The 24,391-nt window shown below is 74.4% G+C and carries 26 protein-coding genes; 14 read left to right on the plus strand and 12 right to left on the minus strand.

Annotated features, from left to right (window positions below):
• A partial coding sequence (locus tag AR3_RS24045; RefSeq protein ID WP_157406767.1) for a phosphatidylglycerol lysyltransferase domain-containing protein occupies nucleotides 1-914 on the minus strand: 914 nt, incomplete at its 3' end.
• 75 nt (nucleotides 915-989) lie between these two features.
• Between AR3_RS24045 and AR3_RS24050 the strand changes: the two genes are divergently transcribed.
• The 3 genes from AR3_RS24050 (at nucleotide 990) to AR3_RS24060 (ending at nucleotide 3,118) form a co-directional block, all read left to right on the plus strand.
• A complete protein-coding gene (locus AR3_RS24050; RefSeq protein WP_067917089.1) occupies nucleotides 990-1,445 on the plus strand; it encodes a flavodoxin family protein in 456 nt (151 codons plus the stop codon).
• Nucleotides 1,446-1,485: 40 nt separating this feature from the next.
• Nucleotides 1,486-1,788, plus strand: a complete 303-nt coding sequence (locus AR3_RS24055; protein WP_067917124.1) for a Dabb family protein — start codon at nucleotides 1,486-1,488, stop codon at nucleotides 1,786-1,788.
• A gap of 193 nt (nucleotides 1,789-1,981) precedes the next feature.
• Nucleotides 1,982-3,118: a thiolase C-terminal domain-containing protein gene (locus AR3_RS24060; protein WP_227023166.1), complete on the plus strand. Its 1,137-nt coding sequence runs from the start codon at nucleotides 1,982-1,984 to the stop codon at nucleotides 3,116-3,118.
• Between the two features lie 44 nt (nucleotides 3,119-3,162).
• On the opposite strand, the gene AR3_RS24065 is transcribed toward AR3_RS24060, so the two are convergent.
• A complete protein-coding gene (locus AR3_RS24065; protein WP_067917128.1) occupies nucleotides 3,163-3,393 on the minus strand; it encodes a hypothetical protein in 231 nt (76 codons plus the stop codon).
• A 339-nt stretch (nucleotides 3,394-3,732) separates the two neighbouring features.
• Nucleotides 3,733-4,395, minus strand: coding sequence for a TetR/AcrR family transcriptional regulator (locus AR3_RS24070; RefSeq protein ID WP_067917091.1), 663 nt, complete (start codon nucleotides 4,393-4,395; stop codon nucleotides 3,733-3,735).
• Between the two features lie 59 nt (nucleotides 4,396-4,454).
• Here AR3_RS24070 and AR3_RS24075 point away from each other — a divergent pair, with 59 nt between their 5' ends.
• The gene (locus tag AR3_RS24075; protein ID WP_067917093.1) at nucleotides 4,455-5,072 is read left to right on the plus strand and encodes an HAD family hydrolase; all 618 of its coding nucleotides are present in this window, start codon (nucleotides 4,455-4,457) and stop codon (nucleotides 5,070-5,072) included.
• Between the two features lie 116 nt (nucleotides 5,073-5,188).
• Nucleotides 5,189-5,935, plus strand: coding sequence for a putative protein N(5)-glutamine methyltransferase (locus AR3_RS24080; protein ID WP_067917130.1), 747 nt, complete (start codon nucleotides 5,189-5,191; stop codon nucleotides 5,933-5,935).
• Here AR3_RS24080 and AR3_RS24085 read toward each other — a convergent pair.
• Nucleotides 5,915-6,991: an Rv1352/Rv1906c domain-containing protein gene (locus tag AR3_RS24085; protein ID WP_067917095.1), complete on the minus strand. Its 1,077-nt coding sequence runs from the start codon at nucleotides 6,989-6,991 to the stop codon at nucleotides 5,915-5,917. The two genes, AR3_RS24080 and AR3_RS24085, sit on opposite strands and share 21 nt — an antisense overlap.
• 188 nt (nucleotides 6,992-7,179) lie before the next feature.
• On the opposite strand from AR3_RS24085, the gene AR3_RS24090 reads away from it, so the two are divergent.
• Nucleotides 7,180-7,884 carry a peptidyl-tRNA hydrolase gene (locus tag AR3_RS24090; RefSeq protein ID WP_067917097.1) on the plus strand — a complete coding sequence of 235 codons (705 nt, stop codon included), beginning with the start codon at nucleotides 7,180-7,182 and terminating at the stop codon, nucleotides 7,882-7,884.
• 45 nt (nucleotides 7,885-7,929) lie between these two features.
• Here AR3_RS24090 and AR3_RS24095 read toward each other — a convergent pair whose 3' ends face one another.
• A complete protein-coding gene (locus AR3_RS24095; RefSeq protein ID WP_067917099.1) occupies nucleotides 7,930-8,559 on the minus strand; it encodes a hypothetical protein in 630 nt (209 codons plus the stop codon).
• Nucleotides 8,560-8,750: 191 nt separating this feature from the next.
• On the opposite strand from AR3_RS24095, the gene AR3_RS24100 reads away from it, so the two are divergent.
• From AR3_RS24100 to AR3_RS24125, 6 genes are all read left to right on the plus strand, one after another.
• Nucleotides 8,751-9,059, plus strand: a complete 309-nt coding sequence (locus tag AR3_RS24100) for a hypothetical protein (protein WP_067917101.1) — start codon at nucleotides 8,751-8,753, stop codon at nucleotides 9,057-9,059.
• A 672-nt stretch (nucleotides 9,060-9,731) separates the two neighbouring features.
• Nucleotides 9,732-10,805 (plus strand): sugar ABC transporter substrate-binding protein, encoded by a 1,074-nt coding sequence (locus AR3_RS24105; RefSeq protein ID WP_067917132.1) that lies wholly within the window; start codon nucleotides 9,732-9,734, stop codon nucleotides 10,803-10,805.
• 106 nt (nucleotides 10,806-10,911) lie between these two features.
• Entirely contained in the window at nucleotides 10,912-11,697 is a 786-nt protein-coding gene (locus AR3_RS24110; protein ID WP_067917103.1) for an ATP-binding cassette domain-containing protein, read from the plus strand.
• A gap of 11 nt (nucleotides 11,698-11,708) precedes the next feature.
• The gene (locus AR3_RS24115) at nucleotides 11,709-12,989 is read left to right on the plus strand and encodes a sugar ABC transporter permease (protein ID WP_067917105.1); all 1,281 of its coding nucleotides are present in this window, start codon (nucleotides 11,709-11,711) and stop codon (nucleotides 12,987-12,989) included.
• Between the two features lie 218 nt (nucleotides 12,990-13,207).
• Nucleotides 13,208-14,047, plus strand: a complete 840-nt coding sequence (locus AR3_RS24120) for an ATP-binding cassette domain-containing protein (RefSeq protein ID WP_067917107.1) — start codon at nucleotides 13,208-13,210, stop codon at nucleotides 14,045-14,047.
• Nucleotides 14,047-15,306 carry an ROK family protein gene (locus AR3_RS24125; RefSeq protein WP_067917109.1) on the plus strand — a complete coding sequence of 420 codons (1,260 nt, stop codon included), beginning with the start codon at nucleotides 14,047-14,049 and terminating at the stop codon, nucleotides 15,304-15,306. Before AR3_RS24120 ends, AR3_RS24125 begins: the two co-directional genes overlap by 1 nt.
• A gap of 27 nt (nucleotides 15,307-15,333) precedes the next feature.
• Here AR3_RS24125 and AR3_RS24130 read toward each other — a convergent pair whose 3' ends face one another.
• Nucleotides 15,334-15,876 (minus strand): flavin reductase family protein, encoded by a 543-nt coding sequence (locus AR3_RS24130; protein ID WP_067917134.1) that lies wholly within the window; start codon nucleotides 15,874-15,876, stop codon nucleotides 15,334-15,336.
• A gap of 349 nt (nucleotides 15,877-16,225) precedes the next feature.
• Between AR3_RS24130 and AR3_RS24135 the strand changes: the two genes are divergently transcribed.
• Both AR3_RS24135 and AR3_RS24140 read left to right on the plus strand, forming a co-directional pair.
• Entirely contained in the window at nucleotides 16,226-17,386 is a 1,161-nt protein-coding gene (locus AR3_RS24135) for a thiolase C-terminal domain-containing protein (RefSeq protein WP_067917136.1), read from the plus strand.
• Nucleotides 17,383-17,796, plus strand: a complete 414-nt coding sequence (locus tag AR3_RS24140) for a Zn-ribbon domain-containing OB-fold protein (RefSeq protein WP_067917111.1) — start codon at nucleotides 17,383-17,385, stop codon at nucleotides 17,794-17,796. Before AR3_RS24135 ends, AR3_RS24140 begins: the two co-directional genes overlap by 4 nt.
• Before the next feature lie 12 nt (nucleotides 17,797-17,808).
• On the opposite strand, the gene AR3_RS24145 is transcribed toward AR3_RS24140, so the two are convergent.
• The 6 genes from AR3_RS24145 to AR3_RS24170 all read right to left on the minus strand — a co-directional run bounded on the left by AR3_RS24145 (nucleotide 17,809) and on the right by AR3_RS24170 (nucleotide 24,261).
• A complete protein-coding gene (locus AR3_RS24145; RefSeq protein ID WP_083951873.1) occupies nucleotides 17,809-19,467 on the minus strand; it encodes an AMP-binding protein in 1,659 nt (552 codons plus the stop codon).
• Nucleotides 19,468-19,558: 91 nt separating this feature from the next.
• Complete coding sequence (locus tag AR3_RS24150) at nucleotides 19,559-20,635, minus strand: phenylacetate--CoA ligase family protein (protein ID WP_067917115.1); 1,077 nt, start codon at nucleotides 20,633-20,635, stop codon at nucleotides 19,559-19,561.
• Nucleotides 20,632-21,711: an LLM class flavin-dependent oxidoreductase gene (locus AR3_RS24155; RefSeq protein WP_067917117.1), complete on the minus strand. Its 1,080-nt coding sequence runs from the start codon at nucleotides 21,709-21,711 to the stop codon at nucleotides 20,632-20,634. The genes AR3_RS24150 and AR3_RS24155 overlap by 4 nt, the downstream gene beginning before the upstream one ends.
• Before the next feature lie 111 nt (nucleotides 21,712-21,822).
• Entirely contained in the window at nucleotides 21,823-22,977 is a 1,155-nt protein-coding gene (locus tag AR3_RS24160; protein WP_067917119.1) for a lysylphosphatidylglycerol synthase transmembrane domain-containing protein, read from the minus strand.
• 301 nt (nucleotides 22,978-23,278) lie between these two features.
• Entirely contained in the window at nucleotides 23,279-23,632 is a 354-nt protein-coding gene (locus AR3_RS24165; RefSeq protein ID WP_067917121.1) for a hypothetical protein, read from the minus strand.
• A 140-nt stretch (nucleotides 23,633-23,772) separates the two neighbouring features.
• Nucleotides 23,773-24,261 (minus strand): ferritin-like domain-containing protein, encoded by a 489-nt coding sequence (locus AR3_RS24170; RefSeq protein ID WP_067917122.1) that lies wholly within the window; start codon nucleotides 24,259-24,261, stop codon nucleotides 23,773-23,775.
• Between the last annotated feature and the right edge of the window lie 130 nt (nucleotides 24,262-24,391).

Consider the following 24,391-nt stretch of genomic DNA (forward strand, 5'->3'; position numbering starts at 1 on the left):
AGCCGGTCGGCGCCCGCGCCGAGCACGGCGGGCCGCCAGCCGGTGCGGCGGCACAGCGCCAGGAACCGCGCGACGGCGGCCTCGTAGGACGCCGGATCGCCCACCGGGTCGCCGCCCGCCACCGCGACCCCGAACAGCACCCGGTAGCCGATCGCGGCGCGGCCGTCCGGGCTGAACACGTACGACTTGTCGCGACGCAGCGCGAACGGGGCCAGCGTGTCCGACCCCGGGTGCGCGACGAGCCGGGCGACCCGGCGGCGCTCGTCCTCGGCCCCGGGCGGCGGCGCCGGAGCGGCCGCCAGCAGGGTGAGCAGGATGAGCAGAAGCCCCGCGCCGCCGGTCACGGCGAGCGCCCCCGGCAGCCAGGACGCCCCGTCCAGCGGCGAGCCCATGGCGCCGAGCCCGACCGCCACGTCGCGGCCCACCGACCGGACCGACACCCCGCCGACCAGCACGGCCCCCGCCGCCGACCCGATCACCAGGACGGCTCCCGTGCGCACCGCCGCGCGCACCCGATCGGGGTGCGGCCGGACGGGGAAGCCGTCGCGCAGCCGCCACAGCGCCGCCGCCGCGGCGCCGAGCAGCGGCAGCCGCCACGGCGGATCCTCCCGGGCGAGCACCGCCACGGCGCCGAGCGCCACCAGGACCAAAAGCCCGTACCAGGCGGCGCGGCGGCCCAGCAGCACCCCGCGCGCCAGCAGGGCGACGGTCGACGCCAGCACCAGCGCGTGCGGCGGGCTCAGCGGGCCGCCCGTCACCAGGACCGACGCGGCCGCCGCGACGGGCGGGGGATCGCCCAGCGCGGGCACCGCCAGGAGCGCGGCGACGCCCGCCGTGATCGCCGCCAGCGCCCGCAGGGCGCCCTCCGGCCGGGTGCGTTGCACGATCGACACCTCCGCCGAGCCGTCAACCATGACGCCGGGGACTCGTTCCGGATTCGGCCGGGTCCTCCGTGTCCGCCATCATCGCCTGACCTAGAGTCGGATTCGATGGGAAGGCTGCTGATCGTCCACCACACGCCGTCGCCGAACCTGCAGGCGATGTACGAGGCTGCGCGGGCGGGCGCGGGCACCGACGAGGTCTCCGGGGTGGAGGTGGTGTCCCGCCCGGCGCTGACCTGCACCGCCGTGGACGTCCTGGAGGCCGACGGGTACCTGCTGGGCACACCGGTGAATCTGGGCTACCTGTCCGGCGCGCTCAAGCACTTCTTCGACACGGTCTACTACCCCTGCCTGGAGGCCACCGTCCGCCGCCCGTTCGGCGCGTACCTGCACGGCAACAACGACGCCGCCGGCGCGCTGCGCGCCCTGGAGTCGATCACGACGGGGCTGAAGTGGCGGGCGGTGCGCCCGCCGGTGGTGGTGACGGGCGAGCCCGCCAAGGCCGACCTGGAGGCGTGCTGGGAGCTCGGCGCCATGGTCGCCGCGGAAGTGGGCGACATTTGAGCCTGGGTCCGACCGCGCGGCCGCCACTAACGTGGCGCGCATGAGCGGATTCCGTCACGTGGCGATGTTCGGCTGGGTCGAGGGCACGACCACCCTCCAGCAGCAGGAGATCGCGGACCGGCTGCGGGAGCTGCCAGGCGTCATCCCCGAGATCCAGGCGTACAGCGTGGGCGTGAACGCGGGCGTGAACCCCGGCAACTACGACTTCGTGGTGGTGGCCGACTTCGCCGACAGGGAAGCCTACCTGGCCTACCGGGACCATCCCGCGCACCGGGCCGTCGTCGACCAGTACATCGACCCGCTGGTGGCGCGGCGCGCGGCCATCCAGTACGACCTGGAGTAACCGAGCAAGCGCTTGTCTGGATCGCGGGCCTCGGGCTAGCGTCGCCTCAGGGGCCCGCGCGCCCCCAGGGACGCGCGAGCCGGGACGCCGGCCGCCGAGGACGGAACGCGCCCACGTCCCCGGCGGCCGGGCCCCTCGCGCGAACGCGCGGCCTGGACGCGCGGTCACGCGACGCGGCACGAGGGGGCATGCGGTGAGCGGCGGGCAGGGCTTCTCCGGAAAGGCGGCGATCGCGGGCGTCGGCATGACCGCGCTGTCGCGCTCGTCCGGCCGCACCGTGCTCGACCTGGCCGCCGAGGCGTCCCGCGCCGCCCTGGCCGACGCCGGCGTCGACCGCCCCGACGCGATCCTCGGCTACCACCTGGGCGACTCGGCGCCCGTGCCGCACCTGGCCCGCGCGCTGCGGATGCCCGAGCTCGGCTGGCACAACGAGATCCACGGCGGCGGCACGCAGAGCGCCTCGATCCTCGCCGACGCCGCCATGCTCGTGGACGCGGGACTGGCCGAGAACGTCCTGATCTACCGGGCGCTCAACGGCCGCTCCGGCACCCGGATGAACACCCTCGCCCTCAAGCTCGGGGAGGGCGCCGAGGAGCAGTTCCTCCACCCCTACGGCATGGCGGGCCCCGTGCACCAGTTCGCCCTCGCCGCGCAGCGCTACCTGCACGACACCGGCCTCACCGCGACGCACACCCACGCCGTCGTCGACCAGTCCCGCGCGCACGCCGCCCGCAACCCCCGCGCCCTGCGCCGCGACCGCGTCGACCTGTCCGAGTACCTGAGCAGCCCCATGGTCGCCTCGCCGCTGCGCCGCCTGGACTGCTGCCAGGAGACCGACGGGGCCTGCGCGCTGGTCGTCACCCGCGCCGACCGCGCCCCCGACGCGCCCCGCGTCCACGCGGTCGTCCGCGGCGGCGGCCCCGGCGCGTCCGCCATGGACAAGGCCCGCGACGTCACGCGCGTGTTCTCCGCCTACGTCGCCGGGCCCCTGTACGAGGCGGCGGGGATGAAACCCGACCACGTGGACGTGGCGCTGCTCTACGACGCCTACAGCTGGCTCGTCCCCCGCCAGCTCGAGGACTTCGGCCTGGTCGCCCGGGCGGACCTCGGCGCCGTCCTGGCCTCCCGGGAGATCGCCTGGGACGGGCGCGTGCCGGTCAACCCGCACGGCGGACTGCTGTCGGAGGGGTACGTGCACGGCCTCAACAACGTCGCCGAGGCCGTCCGGCAGCTGCGCGGGACCGGGGTCAACCAGGTCAAGGACGCGGCGGTCGCGCTCGTCACGGGGTTCGGCGGCAGCTACGGCAGCGCAGCCGTCCTCACGCGCTGACACCGCTCGAGGGGAGGGGCGGAAGGGGGGCGGGGGATCGAGAGTCAGCCGATGGACAAGGCGCTCAGGATGGACTCGCGGAGCTGCTGGGGCGTCGGCGCCTCCAGCAGGCGGGGACCGCTGCGCAGCGAGACCATCGCCCACCAGGACCCGGTCGCCTCGCCGTACCAGACGCGCACGCCGGGGAACTGCTCCTGCAGACCGCGCACCAGTGCGGCCCGGAACTCCGCGTCGGGCGGCTCGCCTTGGTCGGCGGCGCCCCGTTGAGCCGTCATCGTGCCCCTTTCCCCCTGGCCGAGCCTCGTCGCCAGCGGCGTCCCGACGGTGCGCGGAGCGTCACTCTGACCAGGCAAGATATGACACATATCACGATATGCGGGCAGGGGTTCGGACGGGACAGCGACACTCCGTTTCTGCGGTCGGGACGTAGGTTCGTCCCCGGCGGCGGGGGGCCGTCCCCGGCGGCGGGCCGGCGCCGTCACGCCCGTTCCGCCGTCCCGCCCGGAGGGCGGCATGAGAAAACCCGGGCGCCGAGGGCGCCCGGGCTCGCGTCGCGCGTCCCCGCGTCGGCGGGCGACGATCAGCGGGTGTTGCTGATCAGCGGGTGTTGTTGATCAGTGGGTGTTGATGCCGTCGAACAGCACCTTGAGGTAGTGCTCGGACAGGCCGGCGGCGTCGAGCCGCCCGCCGGGGCGGTACCAGCGCACGGCCACCCAGATCGTGTCGCGGATCATCCGGTAGGTCAGCTTGGGGTCGATGTCGTCGCGGAACAGGCCCTGCTCCTGGCCCGCCCGGATCGTGTCGACCCACATCTTCTCCACCTCGTCCTCGGCCTTGGTGAGGTAGTCGAGGCGGTCCTTGAGGTAGTTCCAGTCGTTCTGCATCACCGTGATGGCGGCGCGGTGCGGCTCCAGCGTGCCGAACGCGATGCGCACCAGCTCGGCGATGGTCTCGCGGGGATCGCGCCCCTCCTCGATGACCGCCCGGTACGCCGACATCACCTCGTCGAAGAACCCCGAGAGGATCTCGTCGACGATCGACTCCTTGGAGGTGAAGTGGTGGTAGAGGCTGCCGGACAGGATCCCGGCCTCTTTGGCGATGTCGCGCACCGTGGTGGCCTGGTAGCCCTTCTCGGCGAACAGGTCGGCGGCGAGCCGGATCAGGTGCTCGCGCCGCTCCGAGGCCAAGGCGGACGAACCCCTGCCCCGGCGGCGGGCGCCGTTCTCCTCCGCCGCGCGGGCTTTGGGACGTCCTGAAGTGGTGCTCGTGGTCGTCACCCTCTCATTATGCCGATCGCGCCCAACCGCTTGTTCAAATCCAGGCTACCGTCGGACGCATGGCCGATGTGATCGTGTTCGACCTGTACGGGGTGATCGCCCGCCCCCAGAGCCCCGCCGCGATACGCCGGATCGAGGAGACGGCCGGGGGGTCCGGCGCGTCCGCCGCCGCCTTCTGGGACGCGTACTGGGACTGCCGTCCCCCCTACGACGCCGGCCAGGACGCCGCGGACTACTGGGCGGCGGTCGCCGACCGCGTCGGCGCCCGCTTCCCCGACGTCCCCGCCCTGATCGAGGCGGACCTCGACAGCTGGGTCGACGTCGACCCGGCCATGGTGGAGCTCGTCGGGGAGCTGGCCGACCGGGGGCACACGCTCGGCCTGCTCTCCAACATCATCGCCGACCTCGTGCCGCGCTTCGAGGCCCGGCACGGCCGGTGGCTGTCCCGCTTCTCCGCGCTGGTCTACTCCTGCCGCATCGGCGTGGCCAAGCCGGACCCGCGCGCCTATCTGGCCTGCGCGGAGCGGCTCGGCGTCGCCCCCGGCGAGGTGCTGTTCTTCGACGACCGGGAGGGCAACGTGGCCGCGGCGCGCGAGGTCGGGATGCGCGCCGAGGTGTTCCGCTCGGCGGACCAGGTCCGGGAGCTCGTGTTCGGCCTTCCGGAGCGCACCGCGTGAGGAGGCGACCCGCGTGGCAGCGACGCCCCACCGGGTGCTCCCGCCCCGACGCGCCTGACCGGCCCGGAGAGCGCCTCCGCCCCGCGCGGACGCCGTTCTCCGAGGTCGTCGCCGCGCTGCGGGCGGCCGGCTGCGTCTTCGCCGAGGACGAGGCGCGGCTGCTCGTCGACGCCGCCCGCACCCCCGCCGACCTGGCCGCCATGGTGGAGCGGCGGGCCGCCGGGCTGCCGCTCGAACACGTGGTGGGCTGGGCGGAGTTCTGCGGCCTGCGCATCGCCGTGGACCCCGGCGTGTTCGTGCCCCGCCGCCGCACCGAGTTCCTCGCACGCCAGGCCGCCGCGCTCGTCCCGGCGGACGGCGTCGCCGTCGACCTGTGCTGCGGGTCGGGCGCGGTGGGCGCCGTGCTGGCCGCGACCGCCGACGGCGCCGACGTGCACGCCGCCGACATCGACCCCGCCGCCGTGGCCTGCGCCCGGCGCAACCTGGACCCCGCCCGCGTGCACGAGGGCGACCTGTTCGCCGCGCTGCCCTCCGCCCTGCGGGGCCGGGTGGACGTGCTCGTCGCCAACGTGCCGTACGTCCCCACCGAGGAGGTCGCGCTGCTGCCGGCGGAGGCCCGCGACCACGAGCCCCGCATCGCCCTCGACGGCGGCCCGGACGGGCTCGACGTCGCCCGCCGCGTCATCGCGGAGGCGCCCTCGTGGCTGGCGCCGGGCGGTCACCTGCTGTTCGAGACCAGCGAACGCCAGCTTCCCGACGCGCTGCGGGCCGCCGCCGCCCGCGGCCTGCGCCCGCGGGCGGCCGTCGACGACGACCTGGCCGCCGCCGTCGTCATCGCCGCCTCACGTCCCGGGCGGGGGTAGCTCGCCGCCGGCCTCGGCGGCCTCGGCGAGGCGGCTGCGCAGGGTGCGGACCAGCTCCTCGCTGTGCTCGGTGAGCCGCTCGATCGCGGGGATCGCCAGGTCGTCGCGGACGGTGTCGGCGAGCAGCTCGTCGTACTCGTGCGCCCGGGCGGCCAGCGCCTCTAGGTGGCGGTGGGCGCGCAGGGCCTCGTCCGCGGCGCGGGTGCGCTCGGCGTAGCGCTCCAGCGCCTCGACGCGGCGCGTCACGGCCCGCACCGAGACCTCCAGCTTCTCGCGCAGCGGGCGCAGCGCCGCCTCCACCTCCGGCAGTCCCGCCGACTCGGAGATCTTGCGCTGCTCGTCGCGCAGCCGGGACTGCCGCGCCAGCACCTGCGCGATCTCCCACTCCTGGCGCGGCAGGGTGACGGCATTGTCCACGGCGTCCAACAGGCCCTCCCGGTTCACCTCCGAGTCGCGCACCGCGTCCACCGCGGCCTGCACGCGGGCCAGCAGCGCGCGGCCCTCGTCGTCGAAGTCCTCCGGCGTCAGGTACCGGTCGCGGCGGCGGGCCAGCTCGCGGGCGCGCCGCAGGTCCAGCGAGAACGCGGGGGAGCCGAGCGCGACCAGCATGGCCAGCATCGCCAGCCCCAGCAGCCACAGCGACCCCAGCACCGGCGAGCCGACCAGCCCGACGGCGAGCACGGTCAGCGGGGCCAGCCACATCAGCGGACGCTGCCGGGCGACGATGCGGTCCAGCTCGGCGCGCAGCGTCGGGTCGGCCACCGGGCGCACGTCGGCCGCCGGGCCCGCGCCGTCCTCGCCGCGCGGCGGAGCGATCTTGCGCCAGTAGGTGCCGATGTGCGTCTCGAACGCGAAGTCCGTGGGGGCGATCTCGATCTCGGTGGGCCCGGCCGGCAGCGGCCAGGAGCCGACCGGCTCGCCGCCGTTCGGTCCGGTGAACCGCACCCACCAGCCGCCCTTGCCGTCCTCGCACCGGTAGCGCCCGGGCGCCACGTCGATGCCGACGAAGAACGTTCCGATTCCTGGGATGGAGTTGCTCCAGGCACCACTGGTCACCGGCGACCTCCGAGCCGACCTCTCCGTCGCGACCCTCGTTCCCCTCCGACGAGGCGCGCCCCGAGGACCCTTCCGCACCCGCGCACGCGTCCTGCGGGACGATACGGGTTGCTTTACCCAGAACCGGGCGAGGAAAGTCAGCGGCGGCCTCCGCTGTTGCGGTCCGCCGGGAATGGAATACTCCAGGCGTGCCTCCTTCCACCGACCCTTTCGACGAGCCCCCGTGGGCGATGCAGCTGGTGGCGCGGGCCGAGAAGACGGCGCCGCCCGCGCACGGCGCCGTGTGCGCGGCCGCGGCGACCGCCGTCGCGACGCTGCTCACCGACCCCCGCGCGGCGGATCCGGAGGGCGAGTGGCATCCGTCCGTGCGCCGCTGGGAGTCGGGCCGCATCCGCAAGGTGATGCGGCGGGCGCGCGGGGCGCGGTGGGCGGACGCGCAGCGGCCGCCCGGCGTGACCGTGGACGTCTGCGGCGCGCAGGTGCGCGCGCTGGTGCCGGGACCCGTGGACGAGGTGCCGCCGGAGATCGCCAAACTGCAGGTCTCCGGCCTGGACCTGCCCGACGAGGACGAGCCCAAGCCGCCGCCCGAACCCCCGTACGCGGCCATCGCGCTGAACCCGCACGTGGCGATGAGCACCGGCAAGGCCGCCGCGCAGAGCGGGCACGCCGCGCATCTGCTGCTGCGTCAGGCGCCCCCGCCTCAGGTGCACGCGTGGATCGAGGGCGGCCTGCGCGTGCACCTCGTCCGCGCGGGGGACCGCCGCGGCGTCGGAAGCGGCGGCGACGTTCCCTGGGAACGCTGCGTGGACCGCGCGACGGTCGCGGTGCGGGACGCGGGCTTCACCGAGGTGGCGCCCGGCACCATGACCGCCATCGGCTGGATCGTCACCTGACCCGGGCGCCCGCGCGGGGGCGCCTCCGCCCCTCCGGTCGCGGCCTCAGGCGGACGGCGGCTGCCGTTCGAGGCGCTGCTGCCAGCGGTTCAGCGCCTCCAGCGCCATCTCCTGGGTCCGGGTGAGCCCGCTGGGCCGGATCTGCGCGTCCGCCCCGCCGTCCGATCCGCCGTCCGCCCCGGTGCTGGATCGGGGCGCCGGCACGCCGCGGCGCCCGATCCGCGCCCGCACGCTCAGCGCATACGACAGGAACAGCAGGAAGGCGAACCCGGCCAGGTAGAGGACGTGCTCCAGAAGGCCGCCCCACCGGCCGGTGACCACGTCCAGCACGGCGAAGAGGGCGAACCCGGCCGCCCACCCGGTGAGCGCGGGCAGCAGCCACACGTCCCGCCGCCGCACGAGTCCGGCCGCGGTCAGCAGCACGAGCAGCAGCTCGACGGCCTTCACCAGCACCAGCGCCGGCGTCGCCGCGCCCGAGCCGAGATAGCCCGCGAGCTCCGTCCGCCGGTCGTCCCAGGAGATCAGCGCGGTGACCATGCCCGTCACCCCGTACACGGCGGCGAACACGCCGATCGGGTAGTGGAAGCGGTGCCAGTTGCCGGTGCCGGGGGCGCTCCCGCTCCGGCCCGGCAGCGGCAGGTCGGGCCTGGTGAGCTTGGCGGACCCCTCCGTCATCTGTCTCCTGCCTTCCGCTTGTGTGCCTTAGGCGCAAGATATCCCGGATCGCCGGCCGTGGGGGCCGGACGGCCGCGCTGACCTGCCCGAAGTGCTTGCGCCCTTCGGGGGTGACCCGTCAGGCTGGGCTTCGTCGGGCCGCGCGGAGTCCATGGCGGGGTGCGGGGGGCGCCCCAGGATGGAGAAGCGAGATGACGCCTGACGAGATGGCGCCTGACACGGGAACGGCCGCGTCGTCCGCGACGCGGCTCGACTATCTGGAGAAACTCGGCGACGAGCTGCGCCGGCTGGGCCTGAGCGCGCGGCTCAGCGTCCCGCGCGACGGGGCGCCCAGCCTGCACGTGATGAATCCGGCCGCGTCCGTTCTCACGGAGAACATCCTGGTGGAGCGGGGCGAGGACGGATGGTGGTACTGGTGGTCGTGGGCCGAGCGCATCGCGTCCGCGGACGACGTCGGCGCGGCGGCCGCGCGCGTCGCGGCGGTGCTGGCCGTGGACTGACCCCGCGCGCCGCACCACGCACCCGACGGCGTGATCATGCAGCCGTCCGGCACCCGGGCCTGCATGATCACGCTTTCCGCCCGCGCCGTCCCGCCCGTGTCCTCGGGCGCGCTCGCGCCCGCCGCCCGCCCCGAACCCCCGCTCAGGCCCCCTCGAAGCCGCCGCACCGAGCCCCGGCCGAGCCTCTGCCGGCGCCCCTGCGCGACGCAGGCTCGCACGCGATCCCATCCGCCGTCTCCTCCGCCGAGTCGTCCGCCGTCTCGTGCGCGCCCGCGGTCTGCTCCGCGCCGCGCACGCGCAGGCCGTCCGGTTCCGGTCGCCGGGCCGCCCGAGCGGCCGCATCCGCCGCAGTAGGTCCGACGCCCGACGCCGCCGCGCCGTTCGGGAAATGTTGACCCAGTAAACATTCGGGTCAGACCGGGGGTCCGTGCGGCCGCCGCCGGGGCGGGGCGAGGCGGGCCTGCGACACCCAGGTTGATCTCGCGTTACGGGATTGTTACCGCATCCAACAAATTAGCCGCCGTGAGGTCTTGGCGGGCGGGGTCGACCCGACATATGTTGCGGGGCACAACATTCGCGCGGTTCGTGACCCAGGTCACGGCACCGCGCGCGTCCCACCCCGTCAATGTCCGGCCGCGCGACGCGGCCGACCTTGAGAAAGGACCCGTGCAGATGCGCAAGGGGATCCTCGGCCTCACCGCCGTGTCGGCGGCGGCGGCGCTGACCCTCACCGCGTGCGGGGGCGAGTCCGGCGACACCTCGTCGGAGGCCTCCAAGGGCAAGATCGGTGTGATCCTCCCGGACACCAAGTCCTCGGTCCGCTACGAGAACTTCGACCGGCCGTACCTGGAGCAGGCGTTCAAGGCGGCCGGCGTCGAGTACGACATCCAGAACGCCGAGGGCGACACCCAGCGGTTCCAGACGATCGCCGACCAGATGATCACCAACGGCGTCACCGTGCTGGTGGTCGACGGCATCGACTCCAACTCCGCCGCCGCGGTGCAGCGCAAGGCGCAGCAGCAGGGCGTCAAGACGATCGACTACGACCGCCTCACGCTGGGCGGCGTGGCCGACTACTACGTCTCGTTCGACAACGTCAAGGTCGGCGAGGAGCTCGGCAAGGGCCTCCAGAAGTGCCTCGGCGACAAGGAGGCCAACATCGTCTACCTGAACGGCGCGGCCACCGACAACAACGCCACCCTGTTCGCCCAGGGCGCCCACAACATCCTCGACAAGGTCTCCAAGTACAAGAAGGTCGCCGAGCAGGCGGTGCCCAACTGGGACAACCAGCAGGCCGCCACGATCTTCGAGCAGATGTGGACCCAGCAGGACGGCAAGATCGACGGCGTGCTGGCGGCCAACGACGGCGTCGGCAACGCGGCCATCTCGATCCTGAAGAAGAACCGCGCGGCCGGGAAGATCCCGGTGACCGGCCAGGACGCCACCCTCGAGGGGCTGCAGAACATCCTGGACGGCAACCAGTGCATGACGGTCTACAAGCCGGTCAAGCAGGAGGCCGAGGCCGCGGCCAAGCTGGCGGTCGCGCTGCTCAAGGGTGAGAAGGGCCAGACCAACGGCACGGTCCACGACCCGGAGGGCAAGCGGGACGTGCCGTCGGTGCTGCTGGACCCGATCCCGGTCTTCAAGGAGAACGTCAAGCAGGTCGTGGACGACGGGTTCATCAAGAAGGAAGAGCTCTGCAAGGGCGACTACGCGTCCAAGTGCAAGGACGCCGGAATCCAGTGACCCCCGCGACGGGCCCCTCCGCTGGGGGCGCGCGCTCCTCCCGTACCGAGCTACGCCGCGCGCCCGGGGCCCGTCGCGGGTCACCCGCACTTCCGAAGGGAAACTCGTGGCAGACAACGGTGAACCCGTACTCCGTCTGACCGGGGTCAACAAGAGCTTCGGTCCCGTCCATGTGCTGCACGACGTGGACTTCACCGCCTACCGCGGCGAGGTGATGGCCCTCGTCGGCGACAACGGCGCGGGAAAGTCCACGCTCATCAAGAGCATCGCCGGAATCCACCCGATCGACTCGGGGCGAATCGAGTTCGAGGGCCGTCCGGTGCAGATCAACGGCCCGCGGGACGCCGCCGCGCTCGGCATCGAGGTCGTGTACCAGGACCTGGCCCTCGCCGACAACCTGGACATCGTGCAGAACATGTTCCTGGGCCGGGAGCGGCGCCGGGGCATGGTGCTGGACGAGGACTCGATGGAGGAGGCGGCGCGTGAGACGCTGTCCCGGCTTTCCGTCCGCACCGTCAAGTCCGTACGGCAGCAGGTGGCCAGCCTGTCCGGCGGACAGCGGCAGACCGTCGCTATCGCCAAGGCCGCGCTGTGGGAGTCGAAGGTGGTCATCCTGGACGAGCCCACCGCGGCGCTCGGGGTGGCGCAGACCAGGCAGGTGCTCGATCTGGTGCGCCGGCTGGCCGACACCGGCCACGCCGTCGTCCTGATCTCCCACAACATGAACGACGTGTTCGAGGTGGCGGACCGGATCACCGCCCTCTATCTGGGCCGAGTGGCGGCCGAGGTCAAGCGCGCCGACGTCACCCACGCCCAGGTCGTCGAGCTCATCACCGCGGGCCGTTCCGGCGATCTGGGGCTCCACCCGACGACCGCGGCCGAGAACGTCTAGAGGGAACCGCGATGTCCACCGATATGTCCAAAGGCTCCGCCGCGGTGACGCTGGCGGACTCCGACTTCGCCGTCGACCGCAAGACCCACGACGTGCGGTCGGCGGCGCTCGATTACTGGAGCCGGGTGCGGGCCGGCGACCTGGGCGCCCTTCCGGCGATCTTCGGGATGGTCGCCCTGGTGGTGCTGTTCACCGCGCTGCGCCCGGACACCTTCCTCAGCGAGCGCAACATCGCCAACCTGTCCACCCAGGCGTTGCAGGTCACGGTCCTGGCGATGGGCCTGGTGTTCGTGCTGCTGCTCGGCGAGATCGACCTGTCGGCCGGGGTGGCCAGCGGCGTGTCCGCCGCGGTGATGGCCAAGCTCATCGTCCAGGCCGACCAGCCGTGGTACGTGGCGGTGATCGCGGCGATCGCCGTCGGCATCGTCATCGGCGCCGTGATCGGCTGGCTGGTGGCGGTGGTCCGAATACCGTCGTTCGTGGTGACGCTGGCCTTGTTCCTCGGCCTGCAGGGCATCACGCTGCGGCTGATCGGCGAGGGCGGCACCGTGCCGGTGCGCGACGAGGTGATCGTGGCGCTGGCCAACAAGAACATGCCGGTGTGGCTGGGCTGGGTGATGGCCGGGGTGTGCGCCGTCGTCTACGCCGCCCTCCAGCTGCGGCGCTGGCAGCAGCAGCGGGCGCGCGGCCTGGCGAGCCGCCCGCTGGAACTGGTCGTCGCCCAGGCGGCCGTGGTGGCGGCCGCGCTGCTGTTCGGCACGTACGTGCTCAGCCAGGACCGGGCGCCCAGCCCGGCGATCACGCTGGCGGGCATCCCCTGGGGCGTGCCGCTGGTGGGCGTCCTGCTCATCGTCTGCACGTTCGTGCTCGGCCGCACCGCCTACGGGCGCCACATCTACGCCGTCGGCGGCAACGCCGAGGCCGCCCGCCGGGCCGGCATCAACGTGGTCCGCATCCGCATGTCCGTGTTCATGATCTGCTCGGGGATGGCGGCGGTCAGCGGCATCCTGGCCGCGTCCCGGCTGAACTCGGTCACGCCGGACGCGGGCGCCGGCAACACGCTGCTGCTCGGCGTGGGCGCGGCCGTCATCGGCGGCACCAGCCTGTTCGGCGGGCGCGGCAAGGCCCGCGACGCCGTCCTCGGCGGCCTGGTGGTGTCCATCATCGCCAACGGCCTCGGCCTGCTCGGCGCCAAGGCGTACGCCAACTGGCTGATCACCGGTTCGGTGCTGCTGCTGGCCGCCAGCATCGACGCGCTGGCCCGGCGGCGTCGGGCGACGACGGGACGATGACCGTGTCCGCCCTGCCCGGGCGGCCCCCTTGCGGGAAGGGCGGCGACGGAGCCGGGGATCCGCCGCGCGGCGGATCCCCGGCGGGCCGCCTCGCGGGGGCGCCGCCCGCCGCGCGCGCGGCCGCGATGACCGGTGCCCGGAGCTGGGGAACTGCTACGCTCACTGGGCACGACCGCTTCGCAGCCTCGGGCGGGGCGGCACGGTGGGAGCCCTCCGGCATGTCGACTGTCACACCCGTCCTGGACCTGCGCGGGGTCCACAAGAGCTTCGGCCCCGTCGCAGTGCTGCACGACGTGGACTTCGTCGCCTATCCGGGGGAGGTCACCGCGCTGGTCGGCGACAACGGCGCGGGCAAGACCACGCTGGTCAAGTGCATCGCCGGGATCGTCCGGCTGGACCGCGGCCAGTACCTGTTCGAGGGGCGGCCGGTGCGGATCACCACGCCGCGCGAGGCGTCCGCGCTCGGCATCGAGGTCGTCCACCAGGACCTGGCCCTGTGCGACAACCTCGACATCGTGCAGAACATGTTCCTGGGGCGCGAGCGCCGCCGCGGCATGGTGCTGGACGAGGCCGAGATGGAGGAGGTCGCCGCCGACATCCTGGCCGGGCTGTCGGTGCGGATGTCGGGGTCGGTGCGCCAGCCGGTGTGGGCGCTGTCGGGCGGGCAGCGGCAGACCGTCGCGATCGCCCGCGCGGTGCTCGGGGACTCCAAGGTCGTCATCCTGGACGAGCCGTCGTCGGCGCTCGGGGTGACGCAGACCCGCCAGGTGCTGGAACTGGTGCGGCGCCTGGCCGACCGCGGCATGGCCGTGGTGCTGATCTCGCACAACATGAACGACGTGTTCGCGGTGTCCGACCGGATCGCCGCGCTGTACCTGGGCCGCATGGTCGCCCAGGTGCGCACCGCCGACGTCACCCACGCGCAGGTGGTCGAGCTCATCACCGCCGGACGCAGCGAGACCCTGGAGGCGCGGCGGGACGGGCGTCCCGGCGGGCGACGGTCGGCCGGTCCGCTCCGCGCGGGCGCCGTCCCGGAGGCGGCGGAGCCGCCCGCATGATGAAGGCAGGCCCGTCACAAGAGGAGATCCGGCGGCACAACCTCGGCGCACTGCTGCGCTTCGTGCACGTGCGCGGCCCGGCGTCGCGGGCCATCCTCGCCGAGAACCTCGGCCTCAACCGCAGCACCATCATGGCGCTGACGTCCGACCTGACCGCCGCCGGGCTGGTGCGCGAGGAGCTGCCGCGCACGCCCGGGCGCCGCGCCGGACGCCCGTCGCTGGTGGTGCGGCCCGAGTCGACGCGCGTGTACGTGCTGGCCTTCGACGTGGGCGTCGACCGGCTCACCGTGGCGCGGGTCGGGCTCGGCGGCGTCATCCTCGACCGCCGCGAGGCCGCCCGCGGGCGGGTCGCGGCCTCCGGAGGCGCCTCGGGCGCGGCCGACCCGAACGAGATGGTCAACGCCCTGGCGGCGGCGGCGCGCTCGCTGGTGCGCAAGGCCGGGGACGAGGCGACCTGCGTGGGCGCGGCGCTGGCGTTCCCCGGCATCGTGCGCCGCTCCGACGACCAGGTCATGTTCGGCCCGAACCTGGACGTGGGCGGCATGGCGATCGGGGAGGTGCTGTCGCGGCGCCTCGGCCTCGGCGTGCCGGTCGCGGTGTGCAACGACGCCAACCTGGGCGCGATCGCCGAGCACGAGCGCGGCGCCGGCGTGGGCGTCAACGACCTGATCTACCTGCACGGCGACGTGGGCGTCGGGGGCGGCATCATCACCGGCGGGCGGCTGCTGGGCGGGGAGGACGGCTACGGCGGCGAGATCGGCCACATGGTCGTCAACCCGGGCGGGCGGCGCTGCGCCTGCGGGTCGCGCGGATGCCTGGAGGCCGAGGTGGGGGAGCGGACCCTGCTCGACCTGGCCGGCCGGCAGGAGTCGCCGGACGTGCCGGGGCGCGAGGCGGTGCGCGCCGTCGTGGACGCGGCGGCCCGCGGCGACGTGGTGGCCCGCGACGCCCTGCACCGGGTCGGCACCTGGCTCGGCCGCGGCGTCGCCGACCTGGTCAACATCTTCAACCCCGGCATGGTCATCTTCGGGGGGACGCTGCGGGACGTGTACCTCGGCGCCGCCGCCCAGATCCGCAGCGAGGTGGCGACCGGGGCGCTGGCCGCGTCCCGCGAGCGGGTGAAGCTGCGCACGGCCGCGCTGGGAGACGACACCACGCTGGTGGGGGCGGCGGAGTTCGCGTTCGCCGACGTGCTGGCCGACCCCGTGCAGGTGCTGGCCCGGCTGCGCGGCGCGCCGGCGAGCGCGCCGGTCCCGTAGGGGCCTTCGCCGCCGCGCGGGGGCGGCTCAGCCGTCGAAGCGTCCGTAGCCGCCCTTGTAGAACAGCAGCGGCTCGCCGTCGTGCAGCTTGTCCAAGTGGTGCACCCGGGCCACCACGATCACGTGGTCGCCCGCGACGTGCTCGTTCTCGATCGAGCATTCGAGCCAGGCCAGCGCCCCGTCGATGACCGGGCCGCCGTTGGGCGAGGCGCTCCAGTCGATGCCCGCGAACTTGTCGCCGCCCTTGAGCGCCAGCTGCTTGCACACGTCGAGCTGCTGCTCGGCGAGGATGCTGATGCACAGCCGCGGCGCGGTGCGCAGCCGCGGCCACGTCGTGCTGGTGTGCGCCACGCAGAAGGCCACCAGCGGCGGGTCCAGGGACACCGAGGTGAACGAGTTGGCGGCCAGGCCCGTGGGGCGTCCGCCGGCCTCGATGCCGGTGATGGCGACCACTCCGGTCGCGAACCGGCCCAGCACCGACCGGAACCGCGCGGAGTCGATGTCGGTCACCGCTCGGGGCACCGGGGATGTCACCGGGGATGCGGACGAGCCGTCGGGCGATCCGTGCATGCGACGATCCACTCTTTGGCCGGCGGGTCGCTCGGCCGGGCGGCGCACGGCGCGGCCGGTCTGCGGCCCGGCGGCCGGCCCGTCCGGCACGGCCGCGGCGACGTCGGCCATCTGCGCGATCCCTTCTCTTAGCCAAGCGCTTGCTTGGACGATAGGGCGGCCCCGTTCGCGGTGTCAACCCGGACCGTTCCGGGCCGGACGGGACCGCCCGCCCCCGCATGCCATCTCAATGCCGTCGGCGTCCGATCGATTCCCTTCTTCGGTGAGACGCGACGAAAGTCCGATCCTGGACCTAGGACCTTCGACCGAGTAGGCTTGCGAACAAGCGATTGCTTGGTAGGGGGTGCGCGTGGGCTCCTTCCGCGACCGGGCCGCGATCGCCGGGGTCGGCTACACCCCGTTCAGCAGGGACTCGGGGGTGTCGACGCTCACCCTGGCCGTGCGGGCGATCATGGCCGCGCTGGACGACGCGGGCCTGTCGGTCGACGACGTCGACGCGCTCGCCACGCACCGCGTCGGCGACTCCGCGCCGCCGTGGGCGGTGGCGCCCGCGCTCGGCGTCCCGGAGGTCTCCTGGTACCTCGACCAGTTCGGCGGCGGCAGCGTCTCCCACGCGGTGATCGGCCAGGCGGCCATGGCGGTCGCCTCGGGAGTCGCCGAGACGGTCGTGTGCTACCGGGCCGTCAACGCGCGCTCGGAGTTCCGCATGGGAGGCACCGGGCGCGGCGCCGCACCGGTCTTCGACGCGCAGTACCAGGCGCCGTACGGGTACTTCGCGCCGCCGCAGCAGTTCGCCATGTTCACCCGCGCGCACATGAACGCCTACGGCACCACGCACGAGCACCTCGGCCACATCGCCGTGACGCAGCGCGCCAACGCCGTGAAGAACGCGCGGGCGCTCAAACGCGACCCGATCACCCTCGACGACTACCTGGCCTCCCGCTGGATCGCCGAGCCGCTGCGCCTGCTCGACTGCTGCCTGGAGACCGACGGCGCCTGCGCCGTCGTCGTCACGTCCCGCGAACGCGCCCGCGACCTGCGGCGGCCGCCCGTGCTGGTGTCCGCGGCGGCCTGGGGCGGGGGCGACAGCTTCTTCTCCGGCACCGGCACCGATTTCACCGTCACCGAGGCCGCCCGCCTGGCGCCCCGCCTGTACGCGATGGCGGGGGTGGGGCCGGACGACATCGACGTCGCCGAGCTGTACGACTGCTTCACCTTCTCGGTGCTCGTGCAGCTGGAGGACTACGGCTTCTGCCCCAAGGGGGAGGGCGGGCCGTACGCGGCGTCCGGGGCGATCGCCCTCGGCGGCGAACTGCCCGTCAACACGCACGGCGGGTTCCTGTCCGAGGGGTACGTGCACGGCATCAACCACGTCGCCGAGGCCGTCGCCCAGCTGCGCGGCACTGCCGGCGACCGCCAGGTCCCCGGGGCCGAGGTCGCCCTGTCCACCGCGCAGCCGGGATACGTGCTCGCGGGCACCTCGGCGCTGATCCTCAGGAGCGACACGTGAGTTTGCGGCAGCGTCCCCGCCCCCAGATCGACCGCGACTCGGCGCCCTGGTGGGAGGCCGTCCGGCGGCACGAGCTGCTCCTCCAGCGCTGCGCGGGCTGCGGCACGCCGCGCTTCCCGCCCCGCGCCGTCTGCAACCGGTGCCGCTCGCTGGAGTACGCCTGGACGCCCGCGACCGGCACCGGCCGCGTCTACAGCTGGATCGTCAACCACCAGGTGTTCATGCCGTCCATGGCCGACGAGGTGCCGTTCACGGTGCTGCTCGTCCGCCTCGACGACGGGGACGACCTGCTCATGTACGGCAACCTCGTCGACGCCGCCCCGGACGTCCTGCGGCCCGGCCTGCCCGTCGAGGCCGTGTTCGCGGACGTGGACGACGAGACCACCCTCGTCCAGTGGCGCCCGCGCTGACCGCGCCCGCGGTCAGCGCGGCGCGCGGGCGGCGCGGGCGTGCAGCGCGGGCTTGTCGACCTTGCCGTTGGCGTTGACCGGGAGCGCGTCCACCAGCTCCACGCGGCGCGGCACCTTGTAGTTGGACATGTTGGCGCGGGCCCAGGCGATGATCTCCGCGGGGTCCGGGGACGTCCCCGGCGCCGGCACGACGTAGGCCCAGCCGACCTCGCCGTGCCGCTCGTCCGGCACCCCGATCACCGCCGCCTGCGCCACGAGCGGGCAGCGCAGCAGCAGGCTCTCGATCTCGGCGGGGTAGGCGTTGAAGCCGGAGACGATGAACATCTCCTTCTTGCGGTCGACGATCGTCAGGTTGCCCGCCTCGTCCACCGTGCCGATGTCGCCGGTGTGCAGCCAGCCGCCCGCGTCGACCGCCTCGGCCGTGCGCTCCGGGTCGTCCCAGTACCCGCGCATCACGCCGTAGCCGCCGACCAGGATCTCGCCGCGCTCGCCCGGCGGCAGGTCCTTGCCGTCGTCGTCGACGATCCGCACGCGCACACCGGGCACGGGGCGTCCGGTGGAGCCCGCGATGACCTCCACCGGGTCCTCGGCCCGGGTCATCGACACCACGGTCCCCTCCATCAGCCCGTACGCATTGATCATGCGTTCCAGGCCGACCTCGTCGACCAGGCGGCGGATCAGCTCGGGCGGCACGGCCGCCGCCCCGCAGATCGCCACCCGCAGCGACGACACGTCCCGCGTCCGGGGCGGCCCCGCGGGCTCGCCGCCGCCCGTCCCCCGCAGCTCGTCGAGGATCTTGAAGAACATGGGCGGCGCGCCCGCGAGGACGCTGACGCGGTCGCGCTCGATGAGGTCCATCAGCCGGTCCGGCCGGAACACCGCGACCGGCAGCATCGTGGCGCGGCGCAGCACGCAGGCCAGCAGCCCGGCGTTGATGCCGAAGCCGTGCGAGAACGGAGCGATGATCGGATACCGGTCGCCCTCGCGGAGCGTGACGATCTCGGCCCAGTCCCAGTAGCCGCGCAGCAGCTGCTCGTGGTGCAGCATGACGCCCTTCGGCGCGCCGGTCGTGCCGGACGTGGCCATGATCTCGGCGAGGTCGTCCGGGCCCACGGCCAAGGCCCGCTCCTCGGCCGCCTCCGCCGGCACCGCGGACCCCGCCGCCGGCAGGTCCCGCCAGGGGAGCACGCCGGGACGGGCGGGCGCGGCGGACGGCGGCAGCACGACCACATGGGCGAGCTCGGGCAGGTCGCGGTAGGGGCGCCCGCCGGCCGGTCCGCCCGCGGCCTCGGCCAGCATGCCGAGGTAGGAGACGTCCATGAAGCCCTCGGCGACCAGCAGCACCTTGGCGCCCGCCTTGCGGAGCATCTGTGCCGCCTCGATGCCCCGGAAGCGCGTCGACAGCGGCGCGATGATCGCCCCGGCGTCCCAGATCCCGTACGCGGCGACCACCCAGTCGGGGGTGTTGGGCGCCCACACCGCCACCCGGTCGCCGGGGGAGACGCCCAGCGCGATCAGGCCGCGGGCGACCTCGCGGGCGCGCGCGGCCAGCTCCGCGAGCGTCAGCGACACGTCCCCGGCGCGCACCGCCTCCACGTCGCCGTGCCGGGCGGCCTGGTCGCGCAGCATCCGCGGGATCGTCCCCCACGCGGGGACCGGCTCCAACTCCATGGCGCCTCCTTCCTCCATGGCGTCTCCTTCGGCGAGACGGCCTCCGCCCCGCCCCGCGGCGGTGCGCGGCCGCGGGGCGGAGGAGAACGGGCTAGGAAAGCTGCGCGCGGTCCAGGCCGAGGTGGTGGCCGCGCAGGTCGGTGACGGTGCCGGGCCGCCGCTCGTCGGCGACCTCCTCCTCGACGACCACGTCCACGGCGACCGGGGTCAGCGCGTAGAGGGCCTGCGCGATCCGCTTCTTCCACATCGGGTCGGCGACGAGGGTGGCGCGGTTGAACGCCACGTGCAGGGCGGCGGCGTCGAGCGTGCCGTCCCGGCTGATCCGCAGGTCCCAGCGGGCGACCCCGTCGATCCGCGCCAGCGCCGCCGCGATCTTGGGGACGGACACCCAGCGGCCGCGGATCAGCACGTGCTCGCCGACCGTGTGCGCCGGCGCGGGCACGCCCTGCTCGCCGCCCGCCAGCCGCACCGCGTGCCCGGTGCGCAGCGGGGTCTTCCCGAGCGTCGAATGCCAGGACGGGGTGACGACCAGCTCCGCGACGCCCTCGCCATAGGGGGCGTCCATGAGCATGTCCTTGTCCGGCGGCGCCAGGCCGAGCAGGCCGTCGGCGACGGGAGAGAGCGTGGAGTCGGACGGCGCGCGCTGCGCCAGCGGCACCCCGAAGAACGGGTCGGCGTACAGCTCCCGGACCGAGGCGTCGAACTCGTCCGCGAGCTGCACGCAGGTGTGAGCGGACGGGATCTCGCCCACGAGCAGGATGTGCCGCAGCTCCAGGTCGAGCGGATCGACCAGGAACTCCAGATGCAGCCGCGCCAGGAAGTCGAGCGCGCCGGTCGGGGTGGCGACCAGGGCGGTGGCGCCGACGCTCTCCAGCGCGGCGTGCAGGCGCATCCGGCCGCGCGGCCCGACGGACGCGGCGGCCCGCGCCACCCGGGCGGCGGCCTCGGCGATCAGCGTCCCGGCCGGTTCGCCGTCGTTGTTGAGCGCGACGACGACGCGGTCGTCCGGCCCGATGCCCGCCGCCGTCAGGGTCTGCGCGGCCAGGTCCACCGCGGCGGCGCGGTCGTCGGCGCTCGAGGGGACGACCAGGTCCCCTTCCGGCGACAGCGACAGCAGCCCGGAGGCGGACCGTCCGGCGGGGAACGCGCTGCGGGTGGGCCAGCTCACTGCGCCTCCTGCGGGACGACCTCGCGCATGAACAGCTTCATCGAGTTGCAGACGTGCTCGTGGGCCAGGCCCCCCACCTGGGCCTGCAGGATGAGGTCGGTGGCGCCGGCCGCCCGGATCCGCTCGACGGCCCGGCGGGAGCCGGCGACGTCGTCGATGACCACCATGGTCTCCTCGCGCAGGATCGCCATCGCCTCGTCGGGCGGCATGCCCGCGGCCTGCTGGCCGAGGACCCGGTGGGTGGCGTGGCGGGCGTCGGTGTAGTCCGGCGGGGCGACGAGGTTGACCTGGCGCCGCAGATACCACAGGACGGCGTCGGCGGCGGTGTCGACGGCCTCCTGCCGGGAGGGGGCCACGTACCAGGGGATCATGAGCGCGACGCGGCGGGTGGCGGGGTCGAAGCCGTGCTCGGCCAGGCACTGCTTGTACGCGGCGATGTCGTCGGCGACGTCGTCCAACCCCTTGAGCATCGTCATGCCGAGCAGGTTGTAGCCCTTGCGGGCGGCGGCCAGGTAGCCGTCCAGGGACGTGGAGGCCACCCACACCGGGGGATGCGGCTCCTGCACCGGCCGCGGGTACACCCCCACCCCGGGGATCTCGAAGTATTCGCTGGACCGGGTGACCGGCCGCCCGTCGGCGTTCCAGATCTCCAGGACGGCCTCCAGCGACTCCTCCCAGATCCGCCGGGACTGCTCGAACGGCCGCTGGAACGCCTGGTACTCGAGCGGGGAGGCGCCGCGCCCGGTGCCGAACTCCACCCGGCCGCCGCTGATCACGTCGAGCGTCGCCACCCGTTCGGCGGTGCGGATCGGCGACTGGAACGGCAGCAGCACCACCCCGAGGCCGAGCCGGATGCGCTCGGTGCGCTGGGAGATCCCGGCCAGCACCAGGTCGGGCGCGGAGGAGTGGGAAAAGCCCCGGGTGAAGTGGTGCTCGACGAACCACGCGGTGTCGAAGCCGAGCCCGTCGGCCAGCACCACCTGGTCCATGACGTTCTCGAACGCGCGCCGCTCCACCTCGCGGGAACGCCCGCGCACCTCCAGTTCGTAGCCAAGGCTGACCCGTAGGGACGTCATCGAGCCTCCGGTGATGCTCCGCTCGCCAGGCGAGATGACCAAGCGCTCGCTTGGGAGCCTAGCAGCAGGGCACCCGCGCAACAAGGCGCGAAGACTCGGCGGGAACGGGCCTCAGCCGCGGCGGGACTCGGTGCCCTGCGCGCCCGACGCCATCGAGTACGGCACCGGCACGAGCGACGAGCAGCCCCGCAGCAGGGCGTCGCCGCACGCCGCCAGCCGCCGCCGCGCGTCCTTCGAAAGGCGCGGCCCCTCGTGCAGCAGGAGCCACGCCAGCCAACCGACCGCCACCACGGCCCAGTACGACACCAGCCGGTAGATGCCCACGGCCGCCCCGGCGGAGGTCAGCGCGGCGCCGAACGCCACCAGCGACGCGGCCATGCTGCTCTCGATGGCGCCGAGCCCGCCCGGCAGGACCGGAAGCGCGCTGCCCGCCGCCTGCGCGGCGAAATAGGCCAGCACCACCGCCTGCGGCGCGAGGTCCAGGTCCACCGCCAGGACCGCGGCGTTCAGGGCGAGGATGTCGAACACCCAGTTCATGACCGCCAGCGCGATCAGCGCCGACCAGTCGCGCCGGGACGGACGCAGCACCAGCCGCCCTTCCCACAGCCGCTCGGCGTACGGCGCGATCCTGCGATGCGCGAGCACCCGGCGGCCGAGCGCCGCGACCCGGGCCCGCACGTCCGCCCGCAGGGCCGCCGCCGCCACCGCCGCGATCAGGACCGCGGACCCGCCCAACGCGGCCAGCGCGGGCGTCCGAGAGTGCGGGGCAGCGATCAGCGCCGCCAGGCCGATGACCGTGTAGGCGGTCGTGGTGATGACCCCGCCCAGCAGGATCACCGCCGTGGCCAGCCGCGCCGAGGCGCCGCTGCGCCGGAACTGCCGGAACGTGTACACGACGCTCAGCGCCGGGCCCGCCGGCAGCGTGGTCGACAGCGCGTTGCCCGCGTAGGTGACGGCGAACGCACGGCGCAGCGAGATGCGCAGGCCTCCGATGCGCAGCAGCCGCCGCTGCAGCCGCGCGAACGCGCCCATCGACCCGGCGACGCCGAGCACCACCACGGCCAGCCAGCCCGGCTCGGCCCGGCGCGCCGCGCCCCACATGGCGCCGAAGTCGGGAAGCCGGTCGCGGAACGCCGCGACCAGCCCCACGGTCGCGGCGAGCACGCCCGCCTGAACCCACAGCCCGCGCCGCCCCGTCGGAGACGCCGGCGGCAGCTGCGGTGCGGACTCCGAAGCGGAAGCAGCCGCGGTGACGGCGTCGCTCATCTCCCGCTCCCTCCTCGAACCCGGCCCGCGACTGCGGGCAACCGGCGCGCCCTCAAGAACATTCCCGCCGAATGACCATGAAATCCGGACAATTGATCTCGATCTATCGCCCGCTCCGGGCGGGCTCGTGAACGCGCGGGGCCGTGGGCGGTCGTCGGTCAGGGATCGATCATGGATCGGTCAGGGATCGATCAGGGACACGGCCGCGGATGCGCCGGAGCGGCGTGCGCCGGGGCGTCGAGGTCGGCGGCAGGAACAGTCCCGCGGCGGCCGGGCGGATCCGGCCGCCGCGGGCGAGGCGTCACCGCGGGCCGTCCAAGCGGGCGCCGTCCGCCGCGGGAGCGGGCAGCGTCTTCGGGCCCCCCGGGAGGGCGCGCGGGTCCTCGACGATCCGACCTTCCAGGACGGGGGGATCGTCCGGCGCGTCGACCTGGAGGTCCGGCAGGTGGCGCGCGGCGGCGGCCAGCAGCTCCTGCACGCGCGCGGTGAGAATGGCCAGATTGGCGCGGGCCACGTCGGCCTCCTCCTTGGCCCGGTACGCCTGGCGGCGGGCCTCGTCGCGCTCGGCCGTGAGCTGGTCGATGCGCGCCCGGTACGCGTCGCGCAGCTCCTCCAGGCTCCGTGCGAGACGGCTGTCGTGATCGATGGCGGTCATCGCAGTCTGGCTCCCCCGAATCCCCACTACTCCTGCGAAAGGGACGAACGATCACTCGGGGGAGGACTGTTCCCGAACGCTGTTCCCGAACGGTCGCGCGAGGACGGGCCCGCGTCCGGGACGGCGCGCGTCGAGGGCGTTCAGCCGAGCCCGTCACCGGGCCGCGGCTTCGGCGACAGGGCCGACGGGGGCAGACCCGGGAACGCCGGGCCGTCCGTCCGCGGCAGGCCGGCGCCGCCGCGCCAGCGCACCGAGCGGGCCGCCGCCTCCTGCATCGCCCGGGCCGCGAACGTGCGCAGCGCGGCCTCCGGCGCCCCGGCCAGCCCCGCGTACGCGGTCAGCACGCCGTCCTCCAGCGCGGCGGCCAGCTGCGCGGCGGTCCGCGCCGAGGTGACCCGCACCGGCAGGCGGTACGCCGCCGCGGCCGCCACCGGGCGGGCGCCGCGCCGGGAGATCTGCGCCGCCAGGCGGTCGCGCTGGAGCCGGTGGGCGTCCCACAGCATCGCGGCCGACCGGCGCAGCGAGCCCCGCAGCCGCGCGCCCACCACCCCGTAGCCGTAGACGGCCGCGTGCTCGGCCTTCAACGCCTCCTGCAGGGCGTCCACCGAGGCGTTCCCCGAGGGGTTCACGCCGGCCTCGCCAGCGCCGCGGCGTGTCCGGCCTCGCAGGCGCCGATGCTGGCCAGCAGCTGGGCCAGGCCCGGGCCCGCGCGGCCCGCCTCGGCCGCCCGGGCCGCGGCGGCCCGGCTCTCGGCCGAGC

The sequence above is a fragment of the Actinomadura rubrobrunea NBRC 15275 genome (assembly GCF_001552235.1).
Taxonomy (GTDB): domain Bacteria; phylum Actinomycetota; class Actinomycetes; order Streptosporangiales; family Streptosporangiaceae; genus Spirillospora; species Spirillospora viridilutea.